Annotated in this window: 13 protein-coding genes; 7 read left to right on the top strand and 6 right to left on the bottom strand. The window is 71.9% G+C overall.

The window, feature by feature from the left end:
• Positions 1 to 3: 3 nt before the first annotated feature.
• The 3 genes from ACFU5F_RS09825 to ACFU5F_RS09815 all read right to left on the bottom strand — a co-directional run bounded on the left by ACFU5F_RS09825 (position 4) and on the right by ACFU5F_RS09815 (position 3,753).
• Complete coding sequence (locus ACFU5F_RS09825; protein WP_012999870.1) at positions 4 to 438, bottom strand: roadblock/LC7 domain-containing protein; 435 nt, start codon at positions 436 to 438, stop codon at positions 4 to 6.
• Entirely contained in the window at positions 425 to 2,236 is a 1,812-nt protein-coding gene (locus tag ACFU5F_RS09820) for an ATP-binding protein (RefSeq protein ID WP_383884487.1), read from the bottom strand. Before ACFU5F_RS09820 ends, ACFU5F_RS09825 begins: the two co-directional genes overlap by 14 nt.
• A 545-nt stretch (positions 2,237 to 2,781) precedes the next feature.
• On the bottom strand, positions 2,782 to 3,753 hold the full coding sequence (locus ACFU5F_RS09815) for a helix-turn-helix domain-containing protein (protein ID WP_383884484.1): 972 nt from the start codon (positions 3,751 to 3,753) through the stop codon (positions 2,782 to 2,784).
• Positions 3,754 to 4,118: 365 nt separating this feature from the next.
• Between ACFU5F_RS09815 and ACFU5F_RS09810 the strand changes: the two genes are divergently transcribed.
• From ACFU5F_RS09810 to ACFU5F_RS09790, 5 genes are read left to right on the top strand one after another with little or no spacing between them, the layout of a single operon-like run.
• Entirely contained in the window at positions 4,119 to 5,510 is a 1,392-nt protein-coding gene (locus tag ACFU5F_RS09810) for an ATP-binding protein (RefSeq protein WP_383884481.1), read from the top strand.
• Entirely contained in the window at positions 5,507 to 5,920 is a 414-nt protein-coding gene (locus tag ACFU5F_RS09805; RefSeq protein ID WP_383884478.1) for a roadblock/LC7 domain-containing protein, read from the top strand. Before ACFU5F_RS09810 ends, ACFU5F_RS09805 begins: the two co-directional genes overlap by 4 nt.
• A complete protein-coding gene (locus tag ACFU5F_RS09800; protein ID WP_383884475.1) occupies positions 5,917 to 6,276 on the top strand; it encodes a DUF742 domain-containing protein in 360 nt (119 codons plus the stop codon). The genes ACFU5F_RS09805 and ACFU5F_RS09800 overlap by 4 nt, the downstream gene beginning before the upstream one ends.
• Positions 6,254 to 6,862: an ATP/GTP-binding protein gene (locus tag ACFU5F_RS09795; protein ID WP_383884473.1), complete on the top strand. Its 609-nt coding sequence runs from the start codon at positions 6,254 to 6,256 to the stop codon at positions 6,860 to 6,862. Before ACFU5F_RS09800 ends, ACFU5F_RS09795 begins: the two co-directional genes overlap by 23 nt.
• A gap of 50 nt (positions 6,863 to 6,912) precedes the next feature.
• Entirely contained in the window at positions 6,913 to 8,223 is a 1,311-nt protein-coding gene (locus tag ACFU5F_RS09790) for a cytochrome P450 (protein WP_383884741.1), read from the top strand.
• A gap of 37 nt (positions 8,224 to 8,260) precedes the next feature.
• Here ACFU5F_RS09790 and ACFU5F_RS09785 read toward each other — a convergent pair whose 3' ends face one another.
• A complete protein-coding gene (locus ACFU5F_RS09785) occupies positions 8,261 to 9,508 on the bottom strand; it encodes a cytochrome P450 (RefSeq protein ID WP_383884471.1) in 1,248 nt (415 codons plus the stop codon).
• A gap of 198 nt (positions 9,509 to 9,706) precedes the next feature.
• On the opposite strand from ACFU5F_RS09785, the gene ACFU5F_RS09780 reads away from it, so the two are divergent.
• Positions 9,707 to 10,120, top strand: a complete 414-nt coding sequence (locus ACFU5F_RS09780; protein ID WP_383884738.1) for a hypothetical protein — start codon at positions 9,707 to 9,709, stop codon at positions 10,118 to 10,120.
• Between the two features lie 178 nt (positions 10,121 to 10,298).
• Here the strand turns inward: ACFU5F_RS09780 and ACFU5F_RS09775 are convergent, their stop codons facing one another.
• Both ACFU5F_RS09775 and ACFU5F_RS09770 read right to left on the bottom strand, forming a co-directional pair.
• Positions 10,299 to 10,709 carry a DUF6114 domain-containing protein gene (locus tag ACFU5F_RS09775; protein ID WP_383884469.1) on the bottom strand — a complete coding sequence of 137 codons (411 nt, stop codon included), beginning with the start codon at positions 10,707 to 10,709 and terminating at the stop codon, positions 10,299 to 10,301.
• The gene (locus ACFU5F_RS09770; protein ID WP_318813652.1) at positions 10,706 to 11,368 is read right to left on the bottom strand and encodes a DUF6230 family protein; all 663 of its coding nucleotides are present in this window, start codon (positions 11,366 to 11,368) and stop codon (positions 10,706 to 10,708) included. The genes ACFU5F_RS09775 and ACFU5F_RS09770 overlap by 4 nt, the downstream gene beginning before the upstream one ends.
• A gap of 736 nt (positions 11,369 to 12,104) precedes the next feature.
• Between ACFU5F_RS09770 and ACFU5F_RS09765 the strand changes: the two genes are divergently transcribed.
• A complete protein-coding gene (locus ACFU5F_RS09765) occupies positions 12,105 to 12,758 on the top strand; it encodes a Tat pathway signal sequence domain protein (protein ID WP_383884465.1) in 654 nt (217 codons plus the stop codon).
• The last annotated feature ends 66 nt before the right edge of the window (positions 12,759 to 12,824 follow it).

Genomic DNA, 12,824 nt, shown 5'->3' with positions numbered 1-12,824 from the left:
ACGTCACATCCCCGCGCCGGACGGCGCGTTGGGGCGACGGGCCGGCGTGGCGAGGAACGGCTGCACCGCCCGGATCAGCATGCCCATCTCGTAGCCGAGCGTCTCGGTGTGCGTGGTCGCGTCCGCGGTGACCGCCAGTACGGCGCCGTGGCCCGCCGAGGCCACGATGAGGATGCCGTTGTGCAGTTCGACGATGACCTGACGGACGGTGCCGCCGTTGCCCAGCACCCTGTCGTGGCCGAAGGAACGGCCCAGGGAGTTGAGTCCGGAGGCTATCGCGGCCAGCCGGTCGGCGTCGTCGGTGCTCAGATCCACATGAGCCTTGCTCAAGCCGTCGGACGACAGCAACAGGACCTGCCGGGTGCCGGGGACGGTCTTCTTGAGGTTGTCCAGCAGCCAGTCGATGTTCTGTCCGGTGGGGTGGCTATCGCTCACCATGGTGGGGATCTTCTCCTTGCGATCGGGGCGGGGCCCAGCGCGCGTCGTCGACGGGGATCGCGTCGGAGGTCGCGCCGGCGAGACCGAAGCCTCGGTTGATACCGGCCAGGAGGCCGGGACTGAAGTTGAGGTCCTGCTCGTGGGTCTCGGGACGCGCGGGGGGTCCCTGGCGCAGCTCGGGCGCCAGGTGTTCCATCGCACGGCGCTTGGGCAGGACGGGCCGGGCGGACCCGCCGGACCCCGGACCCTCGTAGCCGGGCGAGGGCCGGTACTCGGACCGTGCGCCGGAGACGGGCTGCGACCGCTCGTGCCGGGCGGCCGTCGACGGCGGCACGGGGGCGGCCGCACGCTGCTGCACACCGGCCGGGGGACCGGCGTGGATGGGGGCGGGAACCGGGGGAGCCGCGTGCGACGGGACGGCGCCGGGCGGCGTCCCGTGCGACCGGGCCTCCCAGGCGGGCGCGGGCGCCTGCACCGGGTGGGGCGCGGGCGCCTGCACCGGGTGGGGTGCGGCGGGGCGTGCCTGGACCGGTGGCTGGACGGGCGCCTGGACGGGGGTGTGCCCCTCCTCCTCGCCCAGCAGCCCCTGCGGGAGCACCAGGACGGCCTGGACGCCGCCGTAGATGTTGCCCTGCAGCTGGACCGCGATGCCGTGCCTGCGGGCCAGGGACGAGACCACGAACAGCCCGATCCGGCCGTCGGCGAGCAGTTTGGCGACGTCGATGCGGGCCGGGTCCGCGAGCAGCGTGTTGATCCGGTCCTGGTCCTCCTGGGGGATGCCCAGGCCGCGGTCCTCGACCTCGATGGCGATGCCGGCGGTCACCCGGCGGGAGCGCAGGAGGATCTGGGTGTCGGGGTGGGAGAACATGGTGGCGTTCTCGACCAGCTCGGCCAGCAGGTGGATGACGTCGGCGACCGCGTGGCCGCGCAGGGTGCCCTCGATGGGCGGCACCAGCTTGACGCGGGAGTACTGCTCGACCTCGGCGATGGAGGACCGCAGCACCTCGGTCAGGGTCACCGGGTTGGTCCACTGACGACGGGAGATCGCTCCGCCGAGCACGGCGAGGTTCTCGGCGTGCCTGCGTATTCGGGTGGCCAGGTGGTCGATGCCGAAGATGCGCCGGAGCAGGTCCGGATCCTCGACCTGGTTCTCCAGGTCGTCCAGTTCGCGGATGGTGCGGTGGACCAGCGACTGCAGCCGGCGGGCCAGGTTGACGAAGACCTCGACCTTGTCGCTGTTGTCGTCGGAGGCGGCCTGGAAGTGGCTCGCCGCCCAGACGAGGGCCTCCCGCGCCCGGTGCTGGGCCTCCGTGACGTCGTACTCCAGCTTCTGGTACGGGTCTTCGGCACGCGACGCCTGGTAGGCGAACCCGCGCGAGAGCAGGGGCTCGCCGCGCTTGAGCCGGGTCAGGTCCTCTTCGAGGGCCCAGTTGCCGGTCGTGATGGTCTGCCGCAGCGACTCGGCGCGCTTGGCATCGGACCTGGCCCGTGACCTGGCCGCCCGCACGGCACCGACCAGGCAGCCGCACCCGAGGACCGCGCCGCCCGCCAGCACCCCCCAGGTGGCGCCGTCGGCCGTGCCCTCCTGCAGCCGCAGGACCGTGCCGGTGACGGCGGTGGATATTCCGGCCATGAAAGCGGCGGGCAGGACGGCGAGGCGGGTCAACCGTGGCTGCACTGCGGAGGAGTTCGCGGAATCCGACGCCCCGGACTTTCCGTGCCGGTGACGGGACGGGGGAGCCGTCGCGTCCGTACGACCGCGTTCCGGGGTCGCTGCGAAGGGCGGGGGTTCAGGCATCGGAGTCCTCTCGATCAGCCAGTACGCGACAGAGTAGCGAAGAACGTCAACCAGCTGACCAGCGGTCCTGGACGCTCCGAGGAGGTCTGTCACCTGAGTGGCCGTCAGTGACGGCAAGGGTCTGTGACGCCTTTCTACCGTCAATTCACGAGGAGGTGCCGCAGCAGTTCTTCACACCCCGGCCACGGTCCCCGTCAGGCTGTGAAAGACGGCCGCCGGGCGGCGGGCCACCTGCGGATTCCTTGTCCCGCGGGTCCGTCGGGAGCGTGCGCGGCGCACAGTTCACGCCATTCCGGCGCCATGCTGTCTCGTGTCAACTTCGGCTGTGTCATGCGGAATCGGGCGCGGAACGGGTTCGATCGCACGAAGCGCGCACCGCGTACCCGGGGAACATTCACACCGGCGGGCCCGGAAAGTGGGGGAGACCGGGGCACGGACATGCTTTGACTAAGCTTTATACTTCAATCGAACGGCGGGTCGGGCTGATGTGACACCCTGTTCGGGAACCGGGCCTGCCGCATGTTTTTCGCCGAACTCCAGCGAGTTCACCGGCAGTTGGGCTGACGTGTGCTCTGGCGCATCTCCCGCGGGCTGACGTCGTAGCGTCGGCGGAAGGCCGTGCTGAGGGCGCTCGCGGACGAGAAACCGGCGGAGTGGGCGAGATCCGTGATCGTCATGTGCGCGCACTCCGCGCACAGCAGCCGGGCCCGGACCAGGCGCAGCCGCTCCTCGCGGATCAGCTCCCGGGGAGTGGTCCCCGCCTTCTGCAGGGCCAGCTGGATCTGGCGCAGCGACCAGCCGAGGGCCCGCGCCACCGTCGTACCCGTGAGGCCGGGGTCGGCCACGTGGTCGCGCACATAGCGGCGGACCATGGTCTCCACCTCGCCCAGCTGTCCCGGGGCGTCGGGGCGGTCGTCGCCGGCGGTGAGCATGCACACCAGCTCCACCACCCGGTCCGAGACGGCGTCGAACTCGGCGTCGGAGAGGTGCTCCCGCTCCTCGTGCAGCCCGGTCAGCATCGAGCCGACGATCCGGCCGAGGCCGGTCGTGAGGTCCAGGCCGCTGGCCACCGGCGACCTGGTGCCCAGCCGCCCGTCCACCTCGCGGGCCGGGATCGTGAGGATGAACGCGTCGATGGCGTCGCTCTGCAGGCACTGGAAGGGCGCCGCGAAGGTGACCAGCGCCGCGGTGCCCGGGGTCAGCCGGGCCTCGCCGCCGTCCTGCCGCAGGATGATCTCGCCGTTCGTGGGCAGCAGCAGCCGGTAGTCCTCGTCCGGGTCCCGGCGCACCTGGCGCGTCGTGCGGGTGTACTCGATCTCGTCGGACCGGTACTTCACCAACTGGTAGGTGTCGGTGCGCTGGCGGACGGTCTCGCCGCGGAAGTCGTCGGCCCGGGCGTACCCGAAGCCCATCCGGGACTGGTACGAGCCGATCCGCTCGGTCCAGAAGTCGGCACGCTCGCGCGGGTTCACCTCCTCGGTGGTCAGCGCCTCGACGCTGTAACTTCCCGCGGGCAACGCCGCTCCTCCCTGCTGCCGGCCCCCGAACGCCTGCCTGTGGTCCTTTACGGATTCCGGCGAGTAAATCTTCAATCTCCGAGCGATCAAAGGTAGTTACCGGCCGGTCGAACCCGGAGGGCACCCTAGCGTGGCAAGCGGTTGCCGTGGCGCGGGCGGGCGGTGGCCGACCGTGCCGTCGGAAGAGTCGCGGCTTCCCCCGTGCCCCTCGCGCCACTCGTGCGCCCTGTGACAACTTCCGTGCGCGCCACGGAAAGCACCCGCGCGTACCCGCCGCTAGCGTCGGGCGTTCCGTCGACTCCCGTCCGCCGTCCCCCATCCGTCGGCCGACGCAGGGGGCTTGAGGACGTAAGGACTCGTACTTCATGACCGAACCGATAGGGCAGGCGGTGACCTGGACGCTCGCGGCCGCCCTGCTCGCCACCGCCGTGCTCCTGCTGCGCCAGTGGGGGATCACCCGGCGGCAGCGCGGAAGGAACGCCGTCCTGGCCGAGGACATGCGGGCCCGGGAGGAGGAGCTGCGCCATCTGGTCACGGTCCGCCTGCCGGCCCTCGCCGATCCCTCCGGCCGGACCGTCCCCGCCGTCGGACCGCTCGACCCGCGGCTCGCCGACACCGACTTCGGCAAGAGCCTCGACGAGGTGCTGACCCGCTTCACCGGGGCCGTCGAGCACGCGCGGACCCGTGCCGACCAGTCGGCCAAGGCCGCCCTCAAGGCGTCCATGCGCGCGATCCAGGCCCTCGCCAGCGAGCAGCAGGTCTCCATCTCCGAGATGCAGGACCGGCACGACGACCCCGACGTGCTGCGCGACCTCCTCGAAGTCGACCACGCCAACGCCCAGTTCGGCCGCCGAGCCCAGGCCGTCGCCGTCCTCTGCGGCTCCTGGCCGGGGCGGCAGCGCGCCACCTCCCCGCTCGTGGAGGTCGTCCGGGGCGCCACCTCGCGCATCCGCGACTACCGGCGCGTCCGCGTCCACGGCCAGGTCGGCATCGCCGTGGTGAGCCGCGCCGTCGAACCCGTCGTCCTCGCCGTCGCCGAACTGCTCGACAACGCCGCCCGCCACTCGCAGCCCCACACCACGGTCGAGGTCGACGTCCAGCACGTGCACAACGGCGCGTGCGTCGTCATCGACGACGCGGGTGTCGGCATGGACGCCCACGCCGTGGGACGCGCCACCCGGCTGCTCGGCGGCCACGGCGAGGTGGACGTCACCCGCCTCGGCGACCCGCCCCAGTTCGGCTTCGCCGTCATCGGAGTGCTCGCCCGGCGCTACGGGTTCACCGTCTCCGTGGACACCCGCTCGCCGTACGGCGGCGTCCGCGCCGTCGCCTTCCTGCCCACCGCGCTGCTCACCCAGCCGGAGCCCGCCGCCCCGGAAGCACCGGCCGCCCCGACACCCACGACCGCGACACCCGCGGCCGGGCCCGCCCCCCGGCCGGTCCCTGCCGCGAACGGCACCCCCGGGCCCGCCCCCGAGGACACCCTCGCGGGCACCACCGAGGGCGGGCTGCCCAGGCGCCGTCGGCGCACCCCCGGGCGCACGGCCGCCCCCGAGCCGCGGCCGGAGCCCGCCGCCGAGGCGAGGCCCGGCCGCTCACCCGAGGAGAACGCCCGCATCATGGGCGCCTTCGCCCGCGGCACCCGCTTCGGCCGGGCGGCGGGACGCATCCTCGACGAGGACGAGTACGTCCCCGACACCGCCGCCGACACCGGGCACCCCACCCCCCACGAAGACGAAGGGACCCCCCACGCATGATCGAGCCCACGAAGAACGAGCTGGGCTGGATGCTCGACGACGTGCTGAAGGTGCCCGAGGCCCGCCACGCCATCCTGCTCTCCGCCGACGGCATGCTCCGCGCCCACTCCGCCGGCATCGACCGCGACGACGCTGAGCGGCTCGCCGCCGGACTCTCCGGACTCCAGTCGATCAGCCGTAGCACCGCCGAGTTCTGCGGCCCCTCGGAGAGCCCCTGGCGCCAGACCCTGATCGAGTTCGGGCACGGCTACGTCTTCCTCGTCGCGGCCGGCGAGGGCGCCTACCTCGCGGTGTCCACCGGCGACGAGGTCGACATGGAGTCGGTGACGTACCGCATGCACAAGCTCGTGGACCGGCTCGGCAAGGAGCTGTCCAGCCCGGCGAGGCTGGACACGGGAAGCAGGGCATGACGGCCCGCCGCCGGCCGGCGGAACGGCTCGTGCGGGCCTACGTCGTCACCGGCGGCCGTGCCCACCCGAGCCGCAACACCCTCGACCTGGTCACCCTGCTGATCGCCACCGGAGACCTGCCGCCGTCCGGTCTCACCCCCGAGTCCCGCCGGGTCACGGAGCTGTGCCGTCCCGGCGCCCTCTCCCTCGCCGAGGTCGCCGGCCGGCTGTCGCTGCCGGTCAGCGTGACCAAGGTGCTGGTCGCCGACCTCATGGACAGCGGCCACATCGTCACCCGCGCCCCGGTCCCGGCCGCCCGGCCGTCCGACGCCAGAATCCTCCAGGAGGTCCTCGATGGGCTCCGCGCCCGCCTCTGACGACGTCTACCTGCGGCCGACGGTACGGACGGCGGCCAAGCTACTCGTCGTCGGTCACTTCGCGGTCGGCAAGACCACGTTCGTCGGCACGCTCTCCGAGATCCGGCCGCTGCGCACCGAGGAGGTGCTGACCGAGGCCGGCGCCCTGGTCGACGACCTGGCCGGCACCCGCGACAAGACCACCACCACGGTCGCCATGGACTTCGGCCGGCTCACCCTCGACGACTCCCTGGTGCTCTACCTGTTCGGCGCGCCCGGACAGCAGCGCTTCACGCGGCTCTGGCGGGACATGACCCGCGGCGCACTCGGCGCGCTCGTCCTCGCCGACACCCGGCGGCTGTCCCACTCCTTCGACGTGATGGGCGTCCTGGAGGACATCGGCCTGCCGTACGCGGTCGCCGTCAACGACTTCGACGGCGCGCCCGTGCACGGGCTGGACGAGGTGCGCGAGGCGCTCGACCTGCTCGACGAGACCCCGCTGGTGCGCTGCGACGCCCGCGACCAGGACTCCTCCACCCGGGCGCTGATCGCGCTCGTCGAGTATCTGCTGAGCCGCGAGACCGAGACCGAACTGGAGCCCGCGTGACCGTCCCGCCCACGCCCGCGCCACCTCCCGGCTGCCCGGCCCACCAGCCCATGTACGGCCCGGAGTTCGCCGCCGACCCGGCCGCGTTCTACCGGCGGGCACGCGCGCACGGCCCCACCGCGCCGGTCGAGCTGGCCCCCGGTGTCCGGGCCACCCTCGTCACCTCCTACGACGCCGCGCTGCACGTGCTGCGCGGCACGGAGACCTTCGCCAAGGACGCGCGCCGCTGGAACGACCTCGGCGACGGCACGGTCCCCCCGGACAGCCCGGTCGTCCCGATGATGATGTACCGGCCCAACGCCCTGTTCTCCGACGGCGAGGAGCACCAAAGGCTGCGCGGCGCCATCACCGACAGTCTCGCCCGGGTCGAGCCCCACACCCTGCGCGGCTACGTCGAGCACAGTGCCGACACCCTCATCGACCGGCTCGCGCCGACCGGCGGTGCGGACCTCCTCGGCGAATACGCCCAGGTCCTGCCCCTGCTCGTCTTCAACCACCTCTTCGGCTGCCCGGCCGAGCTGGGGGTCAAGCTGGTCGAGGGCATGTCCGCCATCTTCGACGGGGTGGACGCCGAACGCGCCGACGCGCTGCTCACCGCCACGCTCTTCGAACTGGTCACGCTGAAGCGGAAGCGGCCCGGGCCGGACGTGACCTCGTGGCTCACCCTGCACCCGGCGAAGCTCACCGACGAGGAGATGATCCACACCCTCGTCCTCCTCATGGGCGCGGGCACCGAACCGCAGCAGAACCTCATCGCCAACGCCCTGCGCCTGCTGCTCTCCGACGACCGCTTCGCCGGTGACCTGTCCGGCGGCAGCCTCCCCGTCGAGGACGCCCTCGACGAGGTGCTGTGGACCGACCCGCCGATGGCCAACTACGCCGTGCACTACCCGAAGCGGGACGTGCTCCACGAGGGCGCCCTGCTGCGGGCCGGCGACCCGGTCGTCGTCTCGCTGGCCGCCGCCAACACCGACCCGGCCCTCAGCAGCGATCGGCGGACGGGCAACCGGGCCCATCTGGCGTGGAGCGCCGGTCCGCACAACTGCCCCGCCCGGAGCGAGGCCCGGCTGATCGCGTCGGTGGCGGTCGAGAAGCTCCTCGACCGCCTGCCGGACATCGAACTCGCCGTACCCGCGGAGACGTTGGAGTGGCGCCCCGGACCCTTCCACCGGGCCCTGGCCGCACTGCCGGTGACGTTCCCGCCAGCCCCTGCCCTCGCCGCCACCACCGCTCCCGCCCGCCCCGCACCGGAGCCGGCCCCCGCGACACCTGGCCCGCGCCCGCCGGAGCCCGCCCGCCCGACGAGCGGCCGGAACCGGGTGCTCGCCTGGTGGCGAGGCGAGCGGCCCGGCCGGGCCTGACGGCCGCCGGCGGCTCGCCGGTCGCGGGCCGGGCCCGTCAGCCCCTGCGGACCGGCAGCCTGCGGTGGCCGTTGGAGATGAAGGACTCCACGTGGCCCAACTCCTCCTCCGGGGCGCCCAGTTCGAGGTCGGGGAAGCGTGCGAAGAGGGCCGGGAGCGCGATGCGGGCCTCCAGACGGCCGAGCGGGGCGCCCAGGCAGTGGTGGACGCCGTGGCCGAAGGCGAGGTGTTCCTTGTCGGCGCGGGTGACGTCGAAGACGTCGGCGTCCTTCCCGTGCCGCTCGGGGTCGCGCCCGGCGGCCGCGTAGGCGGCCAGGATCGGGTCGCCCTGGGCGATCACCACCCCCGCGGGGCCCCCGAACTCGGCGAGGTCGAGGTCCTCCACCGCGTAGCGCAGCGGCAGGTTCGCCACCGGCGCCTCCACCCGCAGCGTCTCCTCGATCACGTCGTCCCAGGTCGCGCGGCCCTCCCGGACATGGGCCAACTGCTCGGGGTGGGCCAGCAGGGAGTGCACGGCGCGGTCGAGGAGGTTGACCGTGGTCTCGTGCCCCGCACTGACCACCAGCACCAGGGTGTCGAGGAGTTCCTGCTCGCTGAGCCGGGTGTCGTCCTCGTCGCGGGCGGCGATCAGCCCGCTGGTGAGGTCGTCGCCCGGCGACTCCCGCTTGGCGGCGACGAGTTCCCCCAGCACGCCGTACATCCGCTCGTACGCGGCGGTCATCTCGCCCGGCTCGGCGGAGGTGTCGAACAGCTTGTCCACCAGCTCCTTGAGCACCAGCCCCTTCTCCTCGGGGAGCCCGAACAGCTCGCTGATCACCTGGATCGGCAGCGGGTAGCAGAACTCCTCCCGCAGGTCGACCGTCCCGCCGCGCCCGAAACCCTCCTCGACACGGGCGAGGAGCTCCCCGGTGATCTCCTCGATACGCGGCCGCAGCGCGGCCGTCCGCCGCGCCGTGAGCGCCTTGGACACCAGGATCCGCAGCCGCCTGTGGTCGCCGCCGTACGCGGTGAACATGTTCTGCACGGCGACCCAGGTGAACAGCGGCCACTCCGGGGTGATCTCCCCGGCGGCCAGCCTCGGCCAGTGCTGCCGCGCGTCCTTCGAGACCCGGGGGTCGGCCAGCAGCCGCTTGAGCAGATCGGGGCTGCTCACCGCCCAGGCCTCGACATCGTGCGGCCCCGGGAGCACGACCCGGGTCGCCGGGCCCCGCTCGCGGATCCGGGCGGCCTCACCGTGGATGTCACGGCCGGTCGGGTCGATCACCAGGGGGCTGGGGTGGCCCATCAGGGGTCCTCCTGCGGTCGAAAGGAGTCCAACAGCGCAACGTACGAGCCCGGTCACGCTACGGCTCCACGGCCTCGCCCCGCGAGATCCCGCACCGGGTGCTGCGTACGACGGCAACTTCCCTGCGCGTACCCGCAAGTCGGGTGCGACGCGCGCTCCTAGGATCGGCCGCACCCCCATGGAAAGCCGGTGAGCGCCATGACTGTCAGCAGGACCCCGCGCTGGTTGTGCTCCTACAGCCGCGACGTCCGTACCGTGCCGGCCGGCCGCTGGTGGTCCGCCGTGCGGGTGCCGGCCGCCCTCGGCGTCCTCGCGCTGGAGTCGCTCGGGGACGAGACGGGCGCCGTCATCGAGGACGGCTACGGCGGCATCATGTACTGGCTGGTCCCGCCGGGCGACGCCGCTGGCCGGCAGTTGCCCGGCGTGCAGGTCCTGGGCCGCGGCAGCCATGTGGCCGTCCCGCCGCCGCGCCGTACCTCGGGCCCCGGTCTCTACTGGCGCGTCCCGCTCTCCCATGACAGCTACTGGACGAACGCGGAACGCCTGCGCACGGCCCTGGCCGAGGCGGCCGCCACGGCGCCGGGAGACGACAGAACCCCGCGTCCCACCTGAGGGGACGCGGGGAACCGCGGGAACGAACGCTCATGGACAGCCGCCTGACGGCCGCGCATGGTCGCGAGCAGGTGCGCACGGCCGGGAGCGGCTGCCGTACGACCGCGAGCGGCCGCTACGGCCGACGCGTGTCCGCGTGAGGGCCGCGTGCCGTCCGCACACGTCGGACAGCCGTGGACTAGCCGATCTCCAGGGCGTGCTTCTCACCCTGCTCGGCCGCCGCCCGTTTGGCCGACCGCTTCTGCCGGGGTTCCTGGTCCGGCAGCCAGCCGAAGGCCATCGTGCTGCCCACGGCCCCCATCAGCAGACCCACCACGAAGCCCCCGATGTTGGACGTGAGCCAGGTGCCCAGGGAGAGCATGATCCCGAGAATGGAGTAGAACAGCCGCTGAGTGGGGTTGAAGAGGATCAGCAACCCGCACACGATCATCAGCGAGGGCAGCAGGTAACCCGCCAGACCCTGCATTCCGATCTTCAGGATGACCGGCAGGGGTGCCTTCATGGTCAGCAGGATCTCGGCGCCGCCCAGCGCGAGCAACACACCGCCGGCGAACGGCCGGTGTCCCCTCCATTCCCGGTATCGGCTCACTTCGGGCAGCCCCCGCTCGTGAAGTTCATGTGCAGGTCGGGGAGCTTGAAGACGGCCGCGGTGGCGGCGTAGTTGTGCTGGTACAGGTCGGTGATGGTGACCGAGTCGGCCTGCTGGCCGTAGACACCGGGGGGACCCTGCTGGTCGACCTTGTCGAACGTGCTGGAGTCCCGGCCGATCTCGATGTTGTTGAACGAGGCGTCACCCGAGATGTCGTCGGAGTCGATCGCCAGGTTCTTCACGCTCACCGGCGTGCCCTTGTTGCCGGCCGTGAGGACGAGCTGGATGCCGCCCAGGTCGACGCTCTGGCACAGGTTCGTGAGCTTGCCGTTCTTCACGACCGAGGTCACGACCAGCACCTGACCGCCGGTGTCACCCTCGTTCGGGCTGTTCTCGATCATGTGGTCGAGCGCGCCGAACTGGGCGAAGCCCTGGCCTTCGAGCTTGTCGGCGGTGACCACGAACGGCATGCCGGAGATGGCGAACTGGACACCCAGTGCGCCCTGCGCGGTGAGGATCATCAGACCCGCGGCGACCGCCGTGGCCGGCACCGCCATCACGGCGGCGCGCTTGAGACGGACCCGCCCGCGTCTTCCGGACGCTTCGGGACCCTCGGGTCTTTCGTTGGTGGACGCCGTGGCGTCCGAGGACGAGGCCATGTGTGCTCCCTGGACTTCCATGTCATTGCAGGTGGGGCTTCGACGGCACGTTGTCCTGGCGCGGACACCGGTTGCGGCGCAACACTCGACGCACCTCCCGTAGGTGCAAGGGCTTACTTGCTACGCCGCAGTAGCCATTTGGGAAGTTACCGGTGGTTACTTTCAAGGGTCAAGGCGCTTGTGGCAAAAGGATGTTGGTTGTGCCGCCCCTGTGAAACGTGAACATCTCTCACCTTTGGTTTTACCCTCACCGGCCCTCGAATTTCGGCCAACCCCGGAGTGAGCAAGCACGACAACTTGCCTACGACGCCTTGACGTTGACTCTTCCTCAGGTCTACAACTCATCGGGGTTTCCCCCACGGATCCGTGGCGCCGGATCCGACGCGCAGCGCATGCCACCGTCCCGAACTCCCCGTCGCAGGCGGGGTGTGGGTGGTACCACCTGATCGCTGCGCGGCCCGACGCAGCACCACCCTTCGCCGCGGTGCCGGGCACGGTCGCCTTCCCCTCCACTGGGCCGTGTCCGGACCCCGGCTGTCGCTGTCGATCCGTCACGTACGGAGAAGGCGTGCCACGGATCGGCAGCGACCGTACGGCGCCCTGCGGCATCGCCGCGTCATCCCCGCGCGAACGGTGTCACCTCGCGCCCTCTGTCCAGCCCGCTTCCTGAGGGCTGTCACCCGCACCTTCCGAGAGCCGTCACCCGCGGCCTCACTTCATGAGAAGAGGCACCCCCATGCGTACGCGATCCCTCCTTGCCCTCGCCGCCGGTACCGCCGCCCTGATGGTGTCGGCCGTCAGCCCCGCCTCCGCCGCCGACACCGTGCTCACCACCGGCGGCCCCGCCGGTGACGCCGTCGCGGTCGGCGACGTGCTCAACGCCTCGCTGGCGGCCGGCACGACCGGCAAGTTCTACTCCAGCGCGACGGGCACGAGCGGCGTCAACTGTGCCGCCTCGACCTTCACCGCCACCGTCACGGACAACCCGGCCGCGCCCGGCACCGCCACCGAGCGGGTCGACGCCCACACCTTCGGCAACTGCACCAGCAACGTCTTCGGTGTCACCGGCGTCAACAGCGTCACGGTCAACAACCTGCCGTACACCACCGCCGTGACCTCGGACGGCGTCGTCACGGTCACCCCGTCGGCCGGTTCGGTCCTGCAGACCACCGTCGTGCTGCGCACCCTGCTGGGCACCATCAACTGCGTCTACCAGGCCGCCAGCATCACCGGCACCTCCAGCAACGACGACAACAGCATCAACTTCACCGCCCAGCCGTTCACCAAGACGTCCGGCTCGTCCCTGTGCTTCGCCACCGGTTACTTCACGGCGAAGTACTCGCCCGTCACCGACGCCGACCAGGGCGGCGCGACGGTCTTCACCAACTGACCCGACCCACCGGACGTCGGTTACCGGTCCGGCGGCCGGTAACCGACTCGACCGGCCCGTACGGGC

The sequence above is a fragment of the Streptomyces sp. NPDC057438 genome, from assembly GCF_042802995.1.
GTDB lineage: Bacteria > Actinomycetota > Actinomycetes > Streptomycetales > Streptomycetaceae > Streptomyces.
The sequence above is the reverse complement of the archived record's forward strand: the minus strand, read 5'-3'. Positions and strand labels throughout refer to the sequence as shown.

Coding starts and splice junctions, on each gene's coding strand:
- ACFU5F_RS09795 (WP_383884473.1), top strand. CDS start 6,254: ATGGGCTCCGCGCCCGCCTCTGACGACGTCTACCTGCGGCCGACGGTA.
- ACFU5F_RS09785 (WP_383884471.1), bottom strand. CDS start 9,508: ATGGGCCACCCCAGCCCCCTGGTGATCGACCCGACCGGCCGTGACATC.
- ACFU5F_RS09800 (WP_383884475.1), top strand. CDS start 5,917: ATGACGGCCCGCCGCCGGCCGGCGGAACGGCTCGTGCGGGCCTACGTC.
- ACFU5F_RS09805 (WP_383884478.1), top strand. CDS start 5,507: ATGATCGAGCCCACGAAGAACGAGCTGGGCTGGATGCTCGACGACGTG.
- ACFU5F_RS09825 (WP_012999870.1), bottom strand. CDS start 438: ATGGTGAGCGATAGCCACCCCACCGGACAGAACATCGACTGGCTGCTG.
- ACFU5F_RS09820 (WP_383884487.1), bottom strand. CDS start 2,236: ATGCCTGAACCCCCGCCCTTCGCAGCGACCCCGGAACGCGGTCGTACG.
- ACFU5F_RS09765 (WP_383884465.1), top strand. CDS start 12,105: ATGCGTACGCGATCCCTCCTTGCCCTCGCCGCCGGTACCGCCGCCCTG.
- ACFU5F_RS09810 (WP_383884481.1), top strand. CDS start 4,119: ATGACCGAACCGATAGGGCAGGCGGTGACCTGGACGCTCGCGGCCGCC.
- ACFU5F_RS09770 (WP_318813652.1), bottom strand. CDS start 11,368: ATGGCCTCGTCCTCGGACGCCACGGCGTCCACCAACGAAAGACCCGAG.
- ACFU5F_RS09780 (WP_383884738.1), top strand. CDS start 9,707: ATGACTGTCAGCAGGACCCCGCGCTGGTTGTGCTCCTACAGCCGCGAC.
- ACFU5F_RS09790 (WP_383884741.1), top strand. CDS start 6,913: ATGTACGGCCCGGAGTTCGCCGCCGACCCGGCCGCGTTCTACCGGCGG.